Raw genomic sequence first — 18,266 nt, forward strand, 5'->3', positions numbered from 1 at the left:
CATGGCCGCGGAGACCGATCGGCTGCATCCCTGGCGCAGCGGACCTCGACTGGGGGTCGCGTACTACAACGAATACCTTCCCGACCCGTCGCGTCTGGAGACGGACCTCCGGCTGATGGCGGATGCCGGCATCACCAGCATCCGCGTCGGCGAGTCCGTGTGGTCCACGTGGGAGCCGCAGGACGGCGTCTTCGATCTGGATTGGATGACGCCGATCCTGGACGGCGCCGCCGCGCACGGCATCGACGTCATCCTCGGAACGCCCACCTATGCGATCCCGCCGTGGCTGGCGCGCAAGCATCCGGAGCTCGCCGTCGTGCGCAAGGACGGCGCCTCGGTGCCCTGGGGCGGTCGACAGGAGGTCGACTACACGTCGGAGCTGTTCCGCGGATACGCCGAACGGGTGATCAGGACGGTGCTCGGCGCGCACGGCCGGCATCCGGCGGTCGTCGGCATCCAGCTCGACAACGAAGCAGGGCTCCACCTGATCCACAACGACCACGTCGTCGCGCGATTCCGGGAGCGGGTGGCGGAGCAGTACGGCGACGTCGAGACACTCAACCGCGAGTGGGGGCTGGCGTACTGGTCGCACCGTATCGCCGAGTGGGACGACCTGTGGGCACCTGGCGGAAACACGACGCCCTCGTACGATCTCGCGTGGCGCCGGTTCCAGGCCGAGCTCACCGCGGACTTCCTCGGGTGGCAGGCCGGCATCGCCCGCGAGCTGGTCGCGGAAGACACGTTCCTCACCACCTGCATCGCGTATCAGCGCCCCGCCATGGACGACGTCGCGGTCGGCTCGCGGCTGGACATCGCCAGCGGCAATGCGTACTACTTGGCACAGGACGCCCTCGACCTTTCCGTGGATGGCGCGGGCGGTCAGTGGTATGCCGACGATGTGCCGCAGCTCATCCTCATGGCCGATCGGATGCGCGCCACCGGGTTCGACCGACCGGAGATGCACGGCGGATTCCTGGTGACCGAGACCGGCGCCGCGTCGATCGGCAACGCCTGGCTCACGCGCCCGCCGTATGACGGTCAGCTCGCGCAGGCCGCGTGGCTTCTCGCAGCACGGGGCGCGCGGCTCGTCTCCTATTGGCACTGGCACACCTTGCACTCCGGTCACGAAGTGCACTGGGGCGGGGTGCTCGGCCACGACCTCGAGCCGGGGCGCATCTACGACGAGATCGCCGGCCTCGGACGGCAGTTCGCTCAGGCCGCCGAATGGGTGGCCGATGCGGAGCCGGATGCCGACGTCGGGATCGTCTACGCCCACGACAGCGAGTGGATGATGGCTTTCGAACCGCCGCTCGCGGTGCCAGGAACGGAAGCCCCGGATCGCAAGGCGTACGCCCGGATCGTCGGAGACTTCGGGCGGGCCGCGATCGACGCCGGCCTCCAGGTCGGGTACGTGAACGAGCGGCAGCTGCCGTCGGCATCCGACCTGCTCGCGCGGTTCCCGGTGCTGATCGCGGCCGGGCTCATCGCGGCATCCGATCGGACGCTGGAGACGCTGGGGGAGTACGCACGGCTGGGCGGCCGGCTCATCGTCGGCCCCCGAACGGGGTACGCGGACGACCAGGGGCGGATGCGGTCCGGATCCGCTCCGGCGGTGCTCGGTCCGCTCGCCGGCGTGCGCTACCAGGAGTTCGCCGCGCTGTCCGCGCCCGTGGCCGTGGAAGCGGGCTCGGCGCGTCTCGGCGAGATCTCAGGGCAGGCGCACGGCTGGATGGATGCGCTCGACGTCATGGATCAGGATGCCGAGGTGCTGCTGCGCTACCGGCATCCGCACTTCGGTCGGTGGGCGGCGGCGGTGCGCCGAAAGGTCGGGGACGGTGCGATCGCCGTCGTGGGCGCGCTGCTGGACCGGCAGACGCTGAGGGGCATCGTCGCGGATGTCGCGGCGTCGGCATCGCGGGTCGTCTCGCCGCTCGTCGATCAGCCGGACGTCGTGACGGCGCATTCGCTGGTGGGGGAGCGGGGCCGCGTGTGGGTCGTCCACAACTGGTCTCCGCAGGAGTGCACGGTGCACGTCGATCGTGTGCTGTCGTCCGTCCTCGACGACGACGTGCACGAGATCGCAGGCGATGTCGTGCTGCGCGGATGGGACGTGCGGGTCTGGCGCGAGGTGCCGTCGGGGTCGCAGTAACGATCCGATCAAGGGGTTCCGCCTCTCGCCGTTCCCTGCTACCTTTTGGTCAACCGGTTGATGTATTGCGACGCCCGAGTCGCGGCATCCGACCGCAGACCTGCGAAGGAGCAGCCTATGAACGCGACGGCGCGTCGACCCAGGATCAAGGCCTGGATCCCGATCACCGTTGCCCTTCTTGCGGTGGCCGGCATCGGCCTGGCCACGACGACGTACGTCTCGATCGAGGATGCCGAGGCGAGCGCGACCGCCGGCAGCTTCGATCCCATCTCCTACGCGGACGAGCGATTCGACAGCGAGATCGTCCCGCAGATCGAGGATGACGCCGTCGACCTGGCGACGCTGCTCGCCGACCTCGAAGCAGGAGCGGACGAGGGGGAATTCGGGCACGCGCCCGGCGCCGGCAGCTCGTACAGCTTCCCCGTGACGTTCACCGCGACGGCCGGGCTGCAGAACGGCTCGATCCTGCCGGTCACGGTCGAGGGCGTTCCTGCCGAAACGGCCGTGCAGATCCAGGTAGGGCCCGCGCTGAACGGCACGGCGCTGCGCGACGTGACCGGAACCGTCTCGTTCAACGATTTCACGAACCAGCTCGAGTTCCAGGAGGTCGCGACCGAGTTCAACAACCGCGTCCGCGATGGGATGCTCGCTGAAGTCGGTCCGATCTCGGAGGGGCAGACGATCACGGTGACCGGAGCCTTCACGCGCGTGAACCCGGCGCTCGTCTCGGTCGTCCCCGTCGCGATCGAGGTCGAGTGATGGCCGCACTGGTCGATGCCGTCGCCGACGACACGGTCGTCATGAGCGCTCGCGGCATCTCCAAGGTCTACGGCGCGACGCACGCGCTCAAGGGCGTGGACTTCGACATCCGCTCCGGCGCCGTCACTGTCCTGTTCGGCGAGAACGGCGCGGGCAAGTCAACGCTCATGAAGATCCTGTCCGGTGTGGAGACGCCGACCGCCGGCATCCTCGAGCTGCGCGGCGAGGAGATCTCGCTGGAGAACACGGTGGATGCCGCGCGCCGCGGTATCGCGATCATCCATCAGGAGCTGAGCCTCGCGCCCAACCTGAGCATCAAGGACAACATCTTCATGGGCCGCGAGTACACGCGCGGCGGCATCCTCGTCGATGACAGGGCCGAGGCGGCGAAGACGCGCGAGCTCATGCGGCGTCTCGCCGAGGACCTCGACCCGAAGACGCTCGTCGGCGACCTCCGTCTCGGGCAGCAGCAGGTCGTCGAGATCGCCCGCGCTCTGGCAGGCGAGGCGCGCGTGCTCATCATGGACGAGCCGACGTCGGCGCTCAGCGGCAGTGAGGTGGAGGTGCTGTTCTCGCTGATCCGCGAGCTGACGGACGAGGGCGTCGCGATCGTCTACATCTCGCACCACCTGGAAGAGGCCCTGGAGATCGCCGATCATGCCGTCGTCTTCCGCGACGGGGCCCTCGTCGCCACCGGGGACCGCGCCGATATCGATCTGAACTGGGTCATCTCGAACATGGTCGGCCGCGCCGCGGACGATCTCGCCCCCGACCTGCTCGACGAGTTCGGCGAGGTGGCGCTGTCGCTGAAGGGCGTCACCGTCGCGGACCCGGCCAACCCGAGCCGACTTGCGGTCGACGGGCTCGACCTCGAGGTGCGCGCGGGCGAGATCGTCTGCCTGTACGGGCTCATGGGCGCCGGGCGCACCGAGCTGCTCGAAGCACTGGCGGGGCGCTCGCCGATCCAGCGCGGCGAGGTGCTGATCCACGGCGAGCCGCTCGCGTCGCAGACGATCGGAGACCGGATCGCCTCGGGTCTCGCGCTCGTCCCGGAGGATCGTCAGCGCGACGGACTGGTGCAGACGATGTCCGTCGGTGAGAACACCGCTCTGTCGAGCCTGCTCTCGTTCGCGCCGATGGGTTGGATCCGCTCTCGCCGCCAGCGCGAAGCGGTCGCGCGGAGCATGGCCGACGTGCGAGTGAAGGCCGCGGGCCCGAATGCGTCGATCACGTCGCTGTCCGGAGGCAACCAGCAGAAGGTCGTGATCGGCAAGACGCTCATGACCGAGCCGCGCGTGATCCTGCTGGACGAACCGTCCCGCGGCATCGATGTCGGGGCCAAGGCCGAGATCTTCGCGCTCATGGCGCGCGAGGCCCGCCGCGGACTCGCCGTGCTCTTCGCGACCAGCGAGGTGGGCGAGGCGCTCGGTGTCTCGAACCGCGTCATCGTGATGTCGAAGGGCCGGATCGTCGGCGAATTCGACCCCAGGAACTCCACCCGGGAGGACCTCATGGTCGCCTCCGGGGAATCGCACACCGACGAACCCGCAGGGAGCGCGCAATGACCACCGAGAATACCGCGGTTCGACGGAATCGCCTGCAGAACGTCGACATCGGGTCGCTGCTGCTCGAGGGGCGCGCGTTCATCGCGCTGATCGTCCTCATCATCATCTTCGCGCTGCTGTCGGACTCGTTCCTCACCTTCAGCAACCTCATCACCATGACCAAGCACGTCGCGTACAACGGCATCCTGGCGCTCGGCATGCTGTTCGTCATCCTCAAGGGCGGCATCGACCTCTCCGTCGGGTCGACGGTGGGCCTGTCCGGCGTGGTCGCTGGCACCCTGCTGCAGGGCTGGCACCTGACGGTGCTCGACATCGTCGCGTACCCGCAGGTCTGGTTCGTCGTCGTCGTCGCGCTCGCCGTCGGCACGTTCGTCGGGTTCATCAACGGCATCCTCGTGACGAAGTTCAACGTCGCGCCCTTCATCGCGACGCTCGGCATGCTCTACGTCGCGCGAGGCGCGGCGCTGCTCATCTCGAACGGCACGACGTATCCCAAGCTCGCCGGCACCGAGGAGCTCGGCAATCAGGGGTTCCTCCTGATCGGGGGAGGCCGGATCCTCGGCATCCCGACGGCGATCTGGATCATGGTCGTGTTCGCACTGATCGCCTCGCTGGTCCTGCGCAAGACCCCGTTCGGGCGCTGGGTCTACGCGACGGGCGGCAACGAGAGGGCGGCGGAGCTGTCCGGCGTCCCGGTGAAGAAGGTCAAGCTGCGCGTCTACATGATCAGCGGCTTCTGCGCGGCGACCACGGGCCTGATCATCTCGTCCGAGCTCACCAGCGCTGCGCCGCAGCTGGGCGAGACCTTCGAGCTCAACGCGATCGCCGCGGTCGTGATCGGCGGGGCGGCGCTGACCGGTGGTCGGGGCAACGTCCGCGGTGTGCTCATCGGAGCGTTCGTCATCGGCTTCCTCAGCGACGGGCTCGTGCTGGTCGGCGTCTCGACGTTCTGGCAGATCGCGATCAAGGGCGCGGTCATCATCCTCGCGGTCATGCTCGATCAGGCGCAGCAGCGCATCACCCGGTCGAAGAACGCCGCGCTCGCCGCGGCGAACAAGCAGTCCGCACCCCCTCAGTCGACGCCGGCCACGGCGTGAACCCCGCTGCGACGTCAGTAGCATCACAGCACGATCGAAGGAGAATCATGCGACGCAGTATCCTCGCCGCGGCAGCGGCACTCACCCTCGTCTTCGGGCTCGCGGCGTGCAGCCCGGGCAGCGACGACGCCGGCTCCGGTTCGGGAGACGGCGGCGACGGCGGCTCCGGTGACGCCGGCGGCGTCATCGCGATCATCACGCCCTCGCACGACAACCCGTTCTTCAAAGCCGAAGCGGATGCCGCGGCGGCCGAGGCCGAGAAGCTCGGCTACGAGACGTCCGTCGCCTCGCACGACGACGACCCGAACAAGCAGAGCGAGCTGATCGACGCGGCCATCAGCAAGGATGCTGTCGCGATCGTCCTCGACAACGCCGGCGCCGATGCCTCGATCGGTCCGGTGCAGAAGGCCAAGGATGCCGGCATCCCGGTGTTCCTCATCGATCGCGAGATCAACGAGACCGGGGTCGCGGCAGCGCAGATCGTCGCGAACAACGCGCAGGGCGCTGCGGCGGTCGCCGAGGAGTGGGTCGCAGCTCTTCCTGATGGCGGCAAGTACATCGAGCTGACCGGCAAGGAATCCGACACGAACGCCGGGGTGCGCTCCGAGGCATTCGCGAGCGTCATCTCGCAGTACCCGAACCTGGTGCCGGTCGCCAAGGAGACCGCGAACTGGAGCCAGGACGAGGCGTTCACGAAGATCGAGACGCTGCTGCAGCGCGACCCGGACATCCAGGGGATCATCGCGGGCAACGACACGATGGCGCTTGGCGCGGTGGCCGCGGTCGAGGCCGCCGGTCTCACCGGCAAGGTCGTCATCGCCGGATTCGACGGCAGCCCCGACGCCGTCGAGGCCATCAAGGCCGGCACGCTGCTGGCGACGGGTCTGCAGCCGGCGGTGCTGATCTCCCAGCTCGCGGTGCAGCAGGCCGACAGCTTCGTGAAGACCGGGGAGACCGGCGAGGACGAGAAGCAGTCGATCGACTGCATCGTCATCAACGCCGAGAACGCCGAGAGCTACACGCTCTTCGCGTTGGAGTGATCGGTCGGGGGACCGGAAGGAACGAAGGGCCGTCCTGCGGGGCGGCCCTTCGTGGTTCAGGCGCCGTCAGTGGTGGAACAGTCGCAGCCCGGTCTGCACGTGCGCGATGCCGTACTCGTGCGCCGCGGCCGCGACCTCTGCGGTCCGCGTCGATCCACCGGGCTCCACGATCGTGGAGACGCCGAACTCGGCCGCGTGCTCGACGTTGTCGCGGAACGGCAGGAAGCCGTCCGACACGAGCGTGATGCCGCGCAGTTCCTGCATCCAGGCATCCCGCCAGGTCTGATCGTCGTACCGGGCCGCGGCCTCCGCGCCGAACAGGGTCGTGAAGTCCGCCAGCTGGCCCCGGGTCATCTCGTGTCCGGCGAAGCGGATCTGCCAGTTCAGGCGGTCCTGCCGCTTCATCCCCTCGATCCGCGGCAGGGCGTCGACGCTCCGGTGGCGCCGCAGCCACCAGATCCGGGCCTTGGCTCCGGCGAGACGGACGCAGTCGACGCGGTTCTGCTGGCCGGCTCCGATGCCGATCGCGGATCCGTCCTCGACGAGCACGACGGAGTTCGACTGGGTGTAGCGCGCCGTGGCCATGCCGACCAGAGCGTCGGTGCGGACCGCGGGGTCGAGCCCGTCGGGCAGGGCGGCGGCGAGGTCGGCCGTGTCGCGGTCCTGCTCGAGCGCGACGCCGAGCACGTCCCGCCGCTCACGCGCCGGGGGCGTCGCGGTCGGGTCCGTCTCGAAGAGCAGGAACCGGCCGCCGCGCTTCCTGCCGAGCACGTCTGCAGCTCCTGGTTCGAATCCGGGAGCGATGAGCGCGTCGCAGATCACCGTGCTCAGGAACTCGGCCGTTTCGAGGTCGACCGGACGCGACAGCGCGACGACATCGCCGAACGACGACTTCGGGTCGGCGTCGCGCGCGCGGACATAGGCGGAGAGGAGGGAGCCGGATGCCGAGGCCGGGACGTTCCAGGTGCGCGCGGCCGTGTCGTCGATCTCGCCGGCGACGGCGGCACCGGCGGGGGAGACGTGCTTGAAGGATGCCGCGGCCGGGTGCCCCGTGTACGCGTCGGCCTCCTGGGCGAGCGCCGCGGCGTTGAGAGCGTCGAGGTAGTTGATCATCGACGGCTCGCCGTTCAGGATCCGCGGACCCCCGCTGATCACTTCGGCTTGCTGGTGCGGATTCATTCCATAACGCATACGCTGCCCATCTCTTCGTAGATGGGCACCCAGGCGGACGATGCCGATGTTGCGCTCCCTGCCGGTGATCCGGCCACGCCAGTCGCGTTCTCAGCGTACCGGCGGCGCGGGTTCACGAGAACATCTCCCGCGCTGGCACGTCACCCTGCCGATGACGCCACAATGGGAGCATGACTGATCCTCTCTTCGCGCTCGACGAGCTGCCGCCGTTGTCCTGGGTTCCTGTCGAGGGGGAAGCATCGATCGACCCGGTGGCTCAGACGCTCACGCTGCGGAGTGCCGGCGGCGTCGACTGGACCAATGATGCGACCGGTGGCGATCAGCAGCATCGTGCAGCGAGCCTGGCGTTCGCAGCACCTGACACGCCGTTCATGCTCTCCGCCAACGTGTCCGTCGTCGGTGACCGCACGACCTTCGATGCCGGTGCGCTGTCCATCTGGTCGGACGAAGATCATTGGGCGAAGCTCTGCTTCGAGTACTCCCCGGACGGCGAGCCGATGGTCGTCAGCGTCGTGACGAACATGTACTCCGACGACGTCAACTCGCGCCTGGTCGTGGACGCCAGCATCCACCTCCGTCTCGCCTTCCTCGGCGGCAACGCCTGGGCCTTCCACTCATCGACGGACGGCGAACGCTGGGACTTCGTGCGCCTGTTCCATCTCGCCGTTCCGGCTGGTCGGTCGACCTCGGTGGGCTTTCTCAGTCAGGCACCCTGCGGGGAACGGTGCGATGTCGTCTTCAGCGACATCCGCCTCGAGCGCTCGCTGCTGAGCGACACCCGGAACGGCAGTTGAGGCCTCCGCGCTCCCGCGCCTGTGTCATCGGAGGGCTTGCCGTATTAGAACATAGATACTAAACTGGGGATATGGATGCGGCAGAGCAGTTGCCCTCTTCTCCCCAGGCGTTGAAGCCGGCGGAGGAGATCGGGGTGCTGCTCGCGGATGCGGAGTGCTCCCAGGTCGATGCGAATCGTCAGGCCGCGCTGCAGGCGGCGCGGATGCTGCGGGTCGTCCAGTACGCGCGCCGGCATCCGGAGCTGTATCTGGATGGGATCGAGGATTCCCGCTCGATCGATTACGCCGAGCGCGCCGCGATCATGGACCTCGCGTTGCGGATGGCCATGTCGGAGGAGCATGTGCGCGGGCAGGTGTTCCTCGCCGAGCGTGCCCAGGCTCATCTACCAGCCCTATGGGAGCGGGCGGTGACCGGGTTCGCGTCGCTGTACCTGGTGGGTCGGGCCGTGCATGCGCTCGGTGTGGTCGCCGCCCCCGCGGATGCGACCACCGACGAACGGGCCGCCGAACGGGCCGCGTTCGCCGAGATCGATTCGGCGTGCGCGCAATGGTCCGAGACATGTTCGCCGGGCTCGTTCAACCGGCGCCTGAAGCGTCTCACCGGCCGACTGCGGCCGATCGGCCCGGAAGCTGATCACGCCAGGGCGATGCGGGACCGGCGGGTGTATGTCGAGGACGTCGACGGGGGCTTGTCCTGGTACCACGCGCTGATGCCCACCCACGAGGCACGGGCCGCGTTCCGCCGCGGGACGTCCACCGCGAAGCACCTGTCCAAGGACGCCCGCGAGGGTCGCACGCGTGATCAGATCCGCGCGGACCTCTCCAGCGCGTGGTTGCGCGGTGTCGGTACCGACACCGCGGTGAAGACGAAAGTCTTCGTCACGATCCCGGTGCAACTGATCGCCGCCGCCCGCGACAACACCCCGATCGACCCCGAAACCGCTCGGATCCTCGCCGACGAACAGGCCGAGATCGTCGGCGGCGACACCATCGACCCGGCAACCGCTGCGCAGATCTTCACCGACGCCACCGCGTTCCACCGCGTCATCACCGACCCCGTCAAGGGCGTCGTCCTCGACATGGACCGCCGTACCTACCGACCCACCACGGCCCAACGCGACTGGCTCATCCTGAAACACGGCACCTGTTCCTGCGACGGCTGCGAACGCCTCGCCGCCGACGCCGACATCGACCACCGCCGCCCCTGGGCCGCCGGCGGCAGAACCGACGCCGACTCGATGGCACCCCTCTGCCCCCACCACCACACCCACCGCCACCGCACCCGAACCCGCTACCGATCCCGCCCTGACGGCACCATCCAACTCACCACGCCCACCGGATTCACGACCCGAGAACAACCTCCACCCTTCTGAAGGGCGGGGTGCGTCAGACGATGCAGTGCGCGAGGATCGCCTGCTGCACGGGGGCCAGCGCACGCTTGAACTCGTACCCCACGAACGCGGGCCCGGCGATCGCATCGGCCGTGACCTCCCGGCCGCGGATGAATGGCGGGCATGGGGCGAGCCGCACGCCCGCCGGTGCCTTCGCCAGGACGTCTGCCGTGATCCGATACTCGGCCAGCGCCCCGGCGTGCGCGCCCGGTCCGTCGGTGAGGATCACATCCGTGTGAGATGCCGCGAACTCGAGATCCTCGGTGGTCGGCACGTCCGCCATCGCCAGCTCGGCAGGGGAGCAATGGACGAGATCAAGAGAGACCAGCCGCACTCGCCGAGCCTACGGGGTCACCCGCATCCACGCGCCGGCCCCGACCTCGACCTCGCTCACGCCGGCAACGTCGCCCACCCCGGCAATCGGCACGCGACGCTCCACGCGGTCCAGGTTGGCGACGAGCACGGTGTCACCGGCATCCGTCCGCGAACCGAGCGCCCAGACCAGCCCATCCGGGCTCGCACTCGTGAGCAGACTCCCACCGGCGAGTGCTGCGAGCGCATCGACGGCATCCGCCGCAGCCGTACGGCCCGCAGCCGAGATGAGCCCGCGCGGACCCCAGCTCTCGAACCAGGACACGGATGCGACACCGGGAACCGCGAGGGCCGCCGCGCTCGCGATCACCCAGGCGCCGAGTTCGGCGGCGCCCTGCCGCGCATCGACCGCGCCGGTGAACTCCGCCCCGTATCCCTCCGCCAGATCGGTCCGCGTCGGCGCCGGCTCCGGCGTCGTCGCCACGTTGTTGAACCGCGGCCGCAGCGACAGCGGTCCGATATGCACCGGGAGACCATCCGCAATCCACACGGCCTGCTCGGCGATCAGCCTCTGCATCGCGAGCGCCTCCACCAACTGCTCGGTGTCGAGCGCGTGGAACAGCGGAGTCGTGTTCACGACCAGCCCGTCGACGTCGCGCGCGATCCGCGTCTGCTCGCGATTCAGCTCGGTGAAGTGCGAACGGGCGCCGGTCAGCACAGGCAGGGACAGGCCGGATGCCGTCATCGCCGCCCGCAGTGCCGACACGACGCGAGTATCGCTGATGTGCTCGAGGGCATCGAAGGCCGTCAGGCGCAGTACGCCGGGGGTCCGAACGTACGGGGCCAGCGCTCCGACGGCCTCCGACAGGAATCGTTCGTCCATGGACGCTTCATCGCCGGCCCCTGGCCGACTGCGCCCCTCGCCAGAGGCTTCCTCGCCGCCTGCGCCGTGGCCGCTCATTCCCTCACCACCTGCGCCTTCGCCATCGGCGCCGTCGGTGCGGCGCCCGGACCCGCCTGTCACCAGGCGCACGTCCAGCGCTACGCCGTCGGCTGCGGCACGTGCGAGTGCCGCACGCCAGTTGGGCGTCGCGAGATCGAGCTCGACGACGCGGAAGCTCCCGACATCCGACGCAGGCACAGGATCGGGAGCCGTCGACGCTTCGACGCCCACCTCCGGAAACGGGCCGGCCTCGACGAGCGCGAGCTCGACCGCGCCGTCGACCGGCGGTGGTACCGACCCCGCCCCGAGAACCCGGATCGTGATCGACTGCTCGACGCGCTCACCGGCATCCAGAGCGTACGGATACGGCAGCTCCAGCGGACGGCTGTACGTCTTGAAGGACGCGTCGCTCCAGTTCCGCTGGTCCTCCATCTCGAAGACATCGCCGGTGAACTCCAGCTCGAGCTCATCCTCGACTCGTAGAGAACGGATGCCGAGGATCGGCTGATGCGGGCTGATCTCCTGCGGGAACGCGACCGGCTCCGACGACCCATCAGGATGCTCGACCACCGCCGCCCGACCCGCATCCGTCGCCGGGTGCAGCACGACCAGTCCCGTGCGGCAGGTATCGAACGGCTCCGCGTTGACGGCGTCCCAGGCGATGCGCAGCCCGTCGTCGTCGGCCGTCGCCGTCAGCGTCGAGTCGACGCGCGCTCCGAGGCCCTCGTGCCGCAGCCGCAGCGTCAGCGCGGACGCATCCGATTCCAGCGACAGCACCTGCACCGGGACGGTCTGCCATCCGCGATCGCGCACGGCCGCACGCACCGCGCGCAGCAGCATCCGACCGCCGTACCGGATCTCGGCGAGCTCATCGCCGCGCACCTCGATGCTCCAGCCGTGCGCGCGCCACGCCACGGCATCCGTCCGCCACCAGGTACTCGTCGTCGACACCACGTCACAACCATAACCGGTTGACCAATTGCCCGATAGTCTCGGCGAGGGAGCACTGAGGCAACCCCGAAGGAAAGGGCCGTGATGGCAGGCAATTGGGCTGGGACGTACGAGTATCGAGCACCGCGGCACATCGTCGTCTCCGACGAGGACGAACTGCGCGCAGCGCTCGCCGGCACCGGGCCCGTCCATGCACTCGGCACCCGCCACTCCTTCACCGACCTTCCCGACACGACCGGCACCCTCATCGAGATGGCGGCCTTCGACCGGCCGATCACGATCGACGAGGCATCCCGCACGGTGCGCGTGACAGCCGGAACCCGCTACGGCGTGCTCGCGGCCCAGCTCCACACGGCCGGGTGGGCGCTGCACAACACCGGCTCGCTGCCGCACATCAGCGTCGGGGGCGCCACCTCGACCGGAACGCACGGCTCCGGCGACGGCAACGGCGTGCTCTCCAGCGCTGTCGCCGGCATCCGATTCCTGGATGCCGCGGGCGAGGCGCACGAGGTCCGCCGCGGCGATGCCGACTTCGAGGCACTCGTCGTCGGCGTCGGCGCCTTCGGCATCCTCACCGAACTGACCCTCGACATCCAGCCCACCTACCTCGTTCGGCAGGACCTCTACGCCGGCGTCACCTGGGACACGCTCCTCGGCGATATCGACGCCGTCACCTCGGCCGGAGACAGCGTCTCGGTGTTCACCCGCTGGGGCGAGGACCTCGGCTGGGTGTGGGTCAAGCGACGGGCGATGGATGCCGAGGCGACCGCACCCGAGGAGCTGCTCGGCGGACGGTTGTCCGCGACGCTCGAGCCCCTCGGCCTCGGCGACAACGTCACCGTGATCGGCGCGGCCGGTCCCTGGTACGAGCGCCTGCCGCATTTCCGTGCCGATGCCGAGCCCTCGCGCGGGGACGAGATCCAGTCCGAGTACTTCATCGACCGTGCCGACGCGGCAGCCGCGCTGCGTGCGGTGCGCGAGGTCGTCGGACCGTACACCGAGCACCTCATCTGGACCGAGCTGCGCACCGCGGCGTCCGACGACCTGTGGCTCAGCGGCGCGTACCAGCGCGACGCCTTCATCATCCACTTCACGTGGGAGAACCATCCGGACGAGGTCACTGAGGCGCTGACGCTCATCGAACCCGTCCTCGCACCGTTCCACGCCCGACCGCACTGGGGCAAACGGCACCTGATGGAGCGTGCGCAGATCGAGCGCGTGTCTCCGCGCCTCGCCGACGCCCGCGCCGTGTTCGAGCGGCTCGACCCCACAGGCCGCTTCGTCAATGAGCACCTCGTGCGCGTGGGGCTGCGGGAAGCGCGCTGACCCGCCCGACTCAGGCGCCGAGAGTGCTCGCGCGGGGGATCAGGGGCACCGGGATCACGACGCGCTCGTGCACGTGTCCCGGTTCGGCTTCGGCGTTCAGGAGGCGGATCGCCTCGGCCCCCATCGCCTGCCCAGGGAGCTCGATCGAGGTCAGAGCGATCCAGTCGAGCCCACTGTCGTGATGGTCGCCATCCATGCCCAGCACCGCGACATCCTGCGGAACCCGCAGATCGTCGCGTCCACGCAGGTGCGCGAGGGCGCCGGCGGCGAGGTCGTCTGACAGGGCGAGGATCGCGACGCGCTCGCTCCCCGCGCGAAGCGGGATCGCCGCCGCCGCGGCCTGTCCTGCAGCGGAGTCCAGGCCCAGGGAGGTGACATCGATCAGCTCGATGCCGCGCGCCGCGGCCCCGGCATGAACGCCGCGCCGACGCTCGACGACGGGCTGGACGAGATCCGGGATCGAGACGAAGTACGCCCGACGGATACCCAGATCCGCGACGTGCTCGATCGCCGACCGGCCGACCTGCTCGTTGTCCATGAGGACCGTGCACCAGTCGGCATCCGGAACGTCGTAGTTGATCACGACGATCGGTCGGACATGGCTGCGGATGCGCGCGATCCCCGCCGTGGGGTCGCGCATCGAGGCGACCAGCACGCCGTCCGTCCTCGCCTCCGCGAAGTACTCCAGATAGGAGTCCTGCAGGTCGTGCTGCGCGTAACCCGCGGCGAGATCGTGGGCGTTGAAGAGGCTGTTCGCCATGACGAGGCGCTGGCCCTGCGCGGAGGCCGTCGCCTGCGCGCCGCGCGCGATCCGGACGAACAGCTCGTTGACCAGGTCGGGCGTGATCAGCCCCAGGCTGTCCGAGCGGTTGCGGATCAGTGTCCGCCCAGCCGAACTTCGGATGTAGCCGAGCCGCTCGATCGCATCCTGCACGCGCTGCAGGGTGTCGCCGGCCAGTCGCTCGGGATTGTTCAGCGCGTTCGAGACCGTGCCAACGGACACGCCGGCCTCACGGGCGACCGTGTTGATGTTCGGATTCGCTCGCTTCATCGCCTTCGGATCCTGCACCTGCACTCCCGCGGTATGCGTTTTCACGCCATCGTACGGGAGTGCAGGTGCCTCAGATCACAACGAGGTCATCCCGCCGTCGACCTGGAAGATCGCACCGGTCGCGAAGGCGCCGTCGTCGCTGGCGAGGTACACCATGATGCCGGCGACGTCGTCCGGCGTCCCGGCCCGCCCGATCGGGATGCGGCTGACGATCGCCGCTCGCGACTCCGGGTCCTCGCTGATCGCCGCGACGAGAGGCGTCTCGGTGTAGGCGGGCTGGACGGTGTTGACGCGGATGCCGCGGTCGGCGTACGCCGCGGCGACCGTGCGCCCGAGACCGTGGATGCCGGCCTTCGTCGCGCTGTACGCGGTGAAGTCCTTGCCCTCGCCGTTCACGCCGGTGGGACTCCCCGTCAGGATGATCGACCCGCCGCCGCGCGGCAGCATCGAGCGGACCGCGTGCTTGACCGTCAGGAACGTCCCGGTGAGGTTGATGTCGACCGTCCTGCGCCACACGTCGAGGTCGAGGTCGGCGGCCTGAGCATCCTGTCCGAACAGCTGCACACCCGCGTTGGCGACGACGACGTCCGGAGCCCAGCCGTCGGCCTCGACCGCCGCGAAGCCGGCCGCGACGGCATCCTCATCCGAGATGTCCATCGTCACGGCGCGGGCGTTCGCGCCCAGCGCCGCAGCTGCCGCGGCCGCCCCTTCGCCGTTGCGATCCGCGAGGATCACGCGGGCGCCCTCGCGGACGAAGCGCGTCGCGACGGCGAGGCCGATGCCCAGTGCGGCGCCCGTGACCAGCGCCGTCCTGCCCTCGAGCTGTCCCATCTCAGCGCTCGATGTGGTCGAGGTGCAGCATGCGGGCGAGGTTGCGGTCGAGCTCGTCATCGCGGAAGATCTTCTTCCAGTCGTCCTTGATGATGCTCTCGCGGCCGTAGTCCATGGCGATCAGGCACGCGTCGGAGAACGGGTTGTCGCCGCGCAGACCGTTCGCGAGAGCGACCTGCGTGTGTCCGTACAGGATGCTGCGGGCAGCAGCCTCCGGGACGCCCATCGTGTTCACGGTCTCCTGAAGAGCCTCGTTGAGCAGGGCGCCGATCATGCAGGCGACCGTCTCGACGAGGGTCGGCTCGAGCTGGGCGAGCTGCTTGATCGTGACCCAGTGCACGTCGATGACCGGCGCGTAGATGGCGCGGACGGTCTCCTCGACGATCGCCTTCTTGGCCGGGTCGTCGCTCTCGACGGCCGCGATGGCGTCCTGCGGCGCGGCGATGCCGCCGAACGTGTCCGCCCACTGCTCCGGCGTCTCGCGCTGCAGGAAGATCGACGGGTGGCACGGGTGCGCGACGGCCTGGATGACGTCCTCGCGCGTGGTCAGCAGCCCCGCGTAGGCCGCGGCGGGGTCGAGCGTCAGTACGATCGCGCCGGCACGGAGCTGGGGGACCAGGTCGGCGGTCACAGGGCCGAGCGCCAGGTCGGGGACGGCGAGCACGACGATGTCGGCGTCGGCGACCGCGACGGACGCCTCGGTCAGCTCGCGCCCGGCCTCGATCGTGCGCTGCTGGCCGGCCGGCGAGTTCTCGACGTACCAGACGGTGTGGTCGGTCTTCACGAGGTTGTCGGACACGCGCATGCCCATCTTCCCGCCCGCTCCGATGACGGCGATCTTGTAGGTGTCGGTCATGATGTGCTCCTCAGGTGTTCCAGGGTGATGCGGGTCCATTCCCGCTCGGTTCGGATGGTGGTCTGTGCGTCGTCCTGCCAGGGCAGCCAGTGCTCGACGATCTCGTTGATGCCGCGCTCGCGCGGTCGCACGGTCTCGAGCAGATGCGCGTAGTCGTGCAGTCCTGCGCCCATCGCGGCACCGGAGTAGGTGAACCCGACCCAGCCCGGCTGACGGGCGAAGGCGAAGTCCTTGACGTGCACGTTCTTCACGAGCGCTGCGGTCTGCTCGACGCACGCCTTCGGGTTCTCCAGCTGCGCGACGACGTTCGCCGGATCCAGGCAGATGCCCAGATGCGCACTGCCGACGCTTTCGACGACGCCGAGGAGATCGGCGGTCGGCACCTGCTCGTACGTCTCCAGTGCGAGCGTCACGTCCGCGGCTTCGAAGTCGCGGATGCTGCTGCGCAACCACACCTGGGACTCGGCCGCGCTGGGGCGGGAGTCCGGGCCGGTGAGCATGCTGCGCACGAGGCGCGCGTCGAAGACCTTCGCGAGTCGGAGGAAGCGCGTCAGATGCTCGGGGACGATCCCCTTGGTGCCCAGTTCGATCCGGATGCCGAGTTCGCGCGCCGCGCGGGCGGCGTCGTGCAGCTCGGCGTCGGACATCCGCTCGAGCGGTGCGTAGTCGCAGATCTGGAACAGGTCGACGTCCTGGGCGCGGGTGTCCTCGAGGGCGCCGATGAGGCTGAGCGGCTGCTCGACGCGGTCGGAGTGCTGCCAGAAGTAGGCGTAGGTGCCGAGGCCGATCATCGCGCGCTCACCGCCTCATCGAGCACGCTCATCAGCGCGTCGGGATCGTGGGCGAAGCGACCGAGGAACACGCCGTCGACGGCATCGCCCAGTGCGGTCAGCAGGCCAGGGCCCGCCGCGCCGCCGTAGATCACGGTGGATCCGGCGCGTGCGGGGTCGGCGTCGAGCGCGGCACGGAGAGCCGCGGCCACGATACGGATGTGGTCGTGACCGGCGGGCTCCGGTGCGCCGATCGCCCAGACCGGTTCGTACGCGACGATCACCGCTCCTGCCGGGGCGCCCGTGAGGGAGGCCGCGAGCTGCCGGGACGCGACCACCGCGGCATCCTGCGGGTCCTGCTGCTCGGTCTCGCCGATGCAGAGCAGAGGAGTCAGCCCGGCATCCAGAGCCTGCCGCGTCTTGGCCGCGACGATCTCGTCCGTCTCGCCGAACAGGCGACGGCGTTCGGCATGGCCGATCTCGGCGATGGCGGCGCCGACTTCGGCGAGTTCGGATGCCGAGACCTCGCCCGTGAAGGCGCCGGATGCTGCAGCAGCCACGTCCTGCCCGCCGATGCGCACCGGAGTCCCGGCGAAGGCTTCCACGGCGGGGCCGACCTGCAGGAACGTCGGAGTGACGAAGAATTCGACGGCGCCGGAGGCGACGCCCTCGTGCTCACGGACGCGCTCGGCCACCTCGGCGAACCAGGTGCGCGCGCGTTCGTGCCCGAAGTACATCTTCAGGCTCACCCCGACGACCTTCTTCAGCATCAGCAGCTTCCGGTGGTCTCGTACTCGTCGATGACGGCGACCTTCTCGGCGGACGCGCTGGTCTCGTCGAACCGGTAGGTGAGCCACTCGCGCACGTTGCGGCGGGCGAGTTCGATGCCGACCACGCGCTGTCCCATGCAGAGCACCTGCGCGTTGTTCGACAGCACGCCGCGCTCGACCGAGAAGGAGTCGTGCGCGGTGACGGCGCGGATGCCGGCGACCTTGTTCGCCGCGATCGCGACGCCGAGGCCGGTGCCGCAGATGAGCAGGGCCCGATCGGCCTCGCCGCGCGCGACGCGCTCGGCGGCCTCGATCGCGACGCGCGGGTAGGCGGTGTGCCCATCCGCATCCACACCCACGTCGACGACCGACGCGACGCCGGGGTTGCTCTCGAGGTCCTTCTTCAGGATCTCCTTGTAGTCGAAGCCGGCGTCATCGCAGCCGATGACGATGCGGAGGGGTTCGGTCAT

General features: G+C 69.4%; 17 protein-coding genes and 1 riboswitch. Of the genes, 8 read left to right on the forward strand and 9 right to left on the reverse strand.

The features are described from left to right. The first annotated feature begins 1 nt into the window (after position 1). The 5 genes from M2317_RS13725 (at position 2) to M2317_RS13745 (ending at position 6,610) form a co-directional block, all read left to right on the forward strand. Positions 2-2,149 (forward strand): beta-galactosidase, encoded by a 2,148-nt coding sequence (locus M2317_RS13725; RefSeq protein WP_429461035.1) that lies wholly within the window; start codon positions 2-4, stop codon positions 2,147-2,149. Positions 2,150-2,266: 117 nt separating this feature from the next. Beyond that, positions 2,267-2,908: a DUF2291 family protein gene (locus M2317_RS13730; RefSeq protein ID WP_429461037.1), complete on the forward strand. Its 642-nt coding sequence runs from the start codon at positions 2,267-2,269 to the stop codon at positions 2,906-2,908. Then, the gene (locus tag M2317_RS13735) at positions 2,908-4,473 is read left to right on the forward strand and encodes a sugar ABC transporter ATP-binding protein (RefSeq protein ID WP_429461038.1); all 1,566 of its coding nucleotides are present in this window, start codon (positions 2,908-2,910) and stop codon (positions 4,471-4,473) included. Before M2317_RS13730 ends, M2317_RS13735 begins: the two co-directional genes overlap by 1 nt. After that, a complete protein-coding gene (locus tag M2317_RS13740) occupies positions 4,470-5,570 on the forward strand; it encodes an ABC transporter permease (RefSeq protein WP_429461040.1) in 1,101 nt (366 codons plus the stop codon). The genes M2317_RS13735 and M2317_RS13740 overlap by 4 nt, the downstream gene beginning before the upstream one ends. 47 nt (positions 5,571-5,617) lie before the next feature. After that, positions 5,618-6,610, forward strand: coding sequence for a D-ribose ABC transporter substrate-binding protein (locus M2317_RS13745; RefSeq protein WP_429461042.1), 993 nt, complete (start codon positions 5,618-5,620; stop codon positions 6,608-6,610). A gap of 66 nt (positions 6,611-6,676) precedes the next feature. Here M2317_RS13745 and M2317_RS13750 read toward each other — a convergent pair whose 3' ends face one another. Next, positions 6,677-7,801: a hypothetical protein gene (locus M2317_RS13750; RefSeq protein ID WP_429461044.1), complete on the reverse strand. Its 1,125-nt coding sequence runs from the start codon at positions 7,799-7,801 to the stop codon at positions 6,677-6,679. A 20-nt stretch (positions 7,802-7,821) separates the two neighbouring features. Next, positions 7,822-7,897: riboswitch (ZMP/ZTP riboswitch) on the reverse strand. Between the two features lie 74 nt (positions 7,898-7,971). Between M2317_RS13750 and M2317_RS13755 the strand changes: the two genes are divergently transcribed. Then, positions 7,972-8,595 (forward strand): DUF1349 domain-containing protein, encoded by a 624-nt coding sequence (locus tag M2317_RS13755; RefSeq protein ID WP_429461045.1) that lies wholly within the window; start codon positions 7,972-7,974, stop codon positions 8,593-8,595. 71 nt (positions 8,596-8,666) lie between these two features. Then, the gene (locus tag M2317_RS13760; protein WP_429461047.1) at positions 8,667-9,968 is read left to right on the forward strand and encodes an HNH endonuclease signature motif containing protein; all 1,302 of its coding nucleotides are present in this window, start codon (positions 8,667-8,669) and stop codon (positions 9,966-9,968) included. 13 nt (positions 9,969-9,981) lie between these two features. On the opposite strand, the gene M2317_RS13765 is transcribed toward M2317_RS13760, so the two are convergent. Next, on the reverse strand, positions 9,982-10,320 hold the full coding sequence (locus tag M2317_RS13765) for a hypothetical protein (RefSeq protein WP_429461048.1): 339 nt from the start codon (positions 10,318-10,320) through the stop codon (positions 9,982-9,984). Positions 10,321-10,329: 9 nt separating this feature from the next. Next, positions 10,330-12,195, reverse strand: a complete 1,866-nt coding sequence (locus tag M2317_RS13770) for a hypothetical protein (protein ID WP_429461050.1) — start codon at positions 12,193-12,195, stop codon at positions 10,330-10,332. Positions 12,196-12,276: 81 nt separating this feature from the next. Between M2317_RS13770 and M2317_RS13775 the strand changes: the two genes are divergently transcribed. After that, positions 12,277-13,518: a D-arabinono-1,4-lactone oxidase gene (locus tag M2317_RS13775; RefSeq protein WP_429461169.1), complete on the forward strand. Its 1,242-nt coding sequence runs from the start codon at positions 12,277-12,279 to the stop codon at positions 13,516-13,518. Positions 13,519-13,528: 10 nt separating this feature from the next. On the opposite strand, the gene M2317_RS13780 is transcribed toward M2317_RS13775, so the two are convergent. Genes M2317_RS13780 through M2317_RS13805 form a run of 6 tightly spaced genes read right to left on the reverse strand, consistent with a single transcriptional unit; the run spans position 13,529 to position 18,266 of the window. Then, complete coding sequence (locus M2317_RS13780) at positions 13,529-14,614, reverse strand: LacI family DNA-binding transcriptional regulator (protein WP_429461052.1); 1,086 nt, start codon at positions 14,612-14,614, stop codon at positions 13,529-13,531. A 30-nt stretch (positions 14,615-14,644) separates the two neighbouring features. After that, positions 14,645-15,400 carry an SDR family NAD(P)-dependent oxidoreductase gene (locus M2317_RS13785; RefSeq protein WP_429461054.1) on the reverse strand — a complete coding sequence of 252 codons (756 nt, stop codon included), beginning with the start codon at positions 15,398-15,400 and terminating at the stop codon, positions 14,645-14,647. A gap of 1 nt (position 15,401) precedes the next feature. Further along, positions 15,402-16,256, reverse strand: a complete 855-nt coding sequence (locus tag M2317_RS13790; protein ID WP_429461056.1) for a phosphogluconate dehydrogenase C-terminal domain-containing protein — start codon at positions 16,254-16,256, stop codon at positions 15,402-15,404. Next, on the reverse strand, positions 16,253-17,047 hold the full coding sequence (locus M2317_RS13795) for a sugar phosphate isomerase/epimerase family protein (protein WP_429461057.1): 795 nt from the start codon (positions 17,045-17,047) through the stop codon (positions 16,253-16,255). The genes M2317_RS13790 and M2317_RS13795 overlap by 4 nt, the downstream gene beginning before the upstream one ends. Continuing rightward, entirely contained in the window at positions 17,044-17,796 is a 753-nt protein-coding gene (locus M2317_RS13800; protein ID WP_429461059.1) for a triose-phosphate isomerase family protein, read from the reverse strand. Before M2317_RS13800 ends, M2317_RS13795 begins: the two co-directional genes overlap by 4 nt. Beyond that, complete coding sequence (locus M2317_RS13805; protein WP_406246784.1) at positions 17,796-18,266, reverse strand: ribose-5-phosphate isomerase; 471 nt, start codon at positions 18,264-18,266, stop codon at positions 17,796-17,798. The genes M2317_RS13800 and M2317_RS13805 overlap by 1 nt, the downstream gene beginning before the upstream one ends.

Origin of the sequence: Microbacterium sp. ZKA21 (assembly GCF_050434165.1) — a bacterium.
GTDB lineage: Bacteria > Actinomycetota > Actinomycetes > Actinomycetales > Microbacteriaceae > Microbacterium.